This is a genomic window from Streptomyces sp. MB09-02B, assembly GCF_033794485.1.
GTDB lineage: Bacteria > Actinomycetota > Actinomycetes > Streptomycetales > Streptomycetaceae > Streptomyces.
The window spans coordinates 1-956 of the sequence record NZ_JARGEE010000924.1; the positions used below are offsets into that span (position 1 = coordinate 1).

The 956-nt window shown below is 74.7% G+C and carries 1 protein-coding gene and 1 pseudogene; one reads left to right on the forward strand and one right to left on the reverse strand.

Annotation, left to right across the window (positions count from 1 at the left end; genetic code table 11):
- Positions 1-173 precede the first annotated feature (173 nt).
- Positions 174-692 (forward strand): hypothetical protein, encoded by a 519-nt coding sequence (locus tag P1P70_RS45110; protein ID WP_319248354.1) that lies wholly within the window; start codon positions 174-176, stop codon positions 690-692.
- 59 nt (positions 693-751) lie between these two features.
- Here P1P70_RS45110 and P1P70_RS45115 read toward each other — a convergent pair.
- A pseudogene (locus tag P1P70_RS45115) lies at positions 752-956 on the reverse strand (hypothetical protein); the annotation flags it as partial.

The following is a 956-nucleotide window of genomic DNA, read 5'->3' on the forward strand; positions in this document are numbered from 1 at the left end:
CATGAACGGCAGCGGCCTGATAGCCACACCCGGCACCCCTGGGCGACCCAACCCTACGAACGGCTCGATCAACCCGCTCAAGAAGGTAGAGCCGCCTGACCGGGTTTGCCGGTGCCTGCCGTTAGCGTCGGGAGGGACAGGCCGGGCAGGGGGCGAGAAGTGCGGAGGACGCGGTGGTGGAGCGACAGGAGCGGATGGCGCCGGACGCCGTGATGACCCGGATCGGGCAGGCGGTCATGCTGCACCACGGGGGTGACCGCGAGGAGGCCCGGGACCGTCTGTTGCGGCTGTGGGCGGAGATCGGGGAGGACGGCGCCCCGCTCCACCGCTGCACCCTGGCGCACTACATGGCCGACACCCAGGACGACCCGGACACCGAACTGGCCTGGGACCTCAGGGCGCTGTCGGCGGCCGACGAGCTCTCCGACGGCCGGCCGGCCGACCGGGACGAACTCGCGGTGCGGGCCTTCTACCCCTCGCTCCACCTCAACCTCGCCGCCGACTACGCCAGGCTGGGCCGCCCCGACGCGGCCCGCAGCCATCTGCGGCTGGCCCGGGGGGCGCTGGCCACGCTGGCGGACGACCGCCACGGCGACGGTGTCCGCACCGCCCTGGCCCGCCTGGAGGCCCGGCTCGACGAGACGGGCCCTGCGGGAGGCGAGACACCGGGGCCGCCACGACAGCGGCCCTGAGGACGACGAGCCCGGCGTGGGATGCGGCGTCGGAGGGCCCGTTCGCGTGCCCGCCGGGGTCAATGGCCGTAGACGTCCTTGCAGATGGCTGCTTGGGGGGTGTCCTTGCCCCAGCCGCCGTAGCGGTGGCCGAGTGCGCACACGTCGGCGTTCTTCGGCGGGGTCGTCGGGACGGACCTGGGCAGGGGCGGGATCTCGACGTGGGTGCGGGGACCGGGCGGCGGGTTCCGCCGCTCGCGGGGCGCCGGTCGCTCGTCCCGGGGT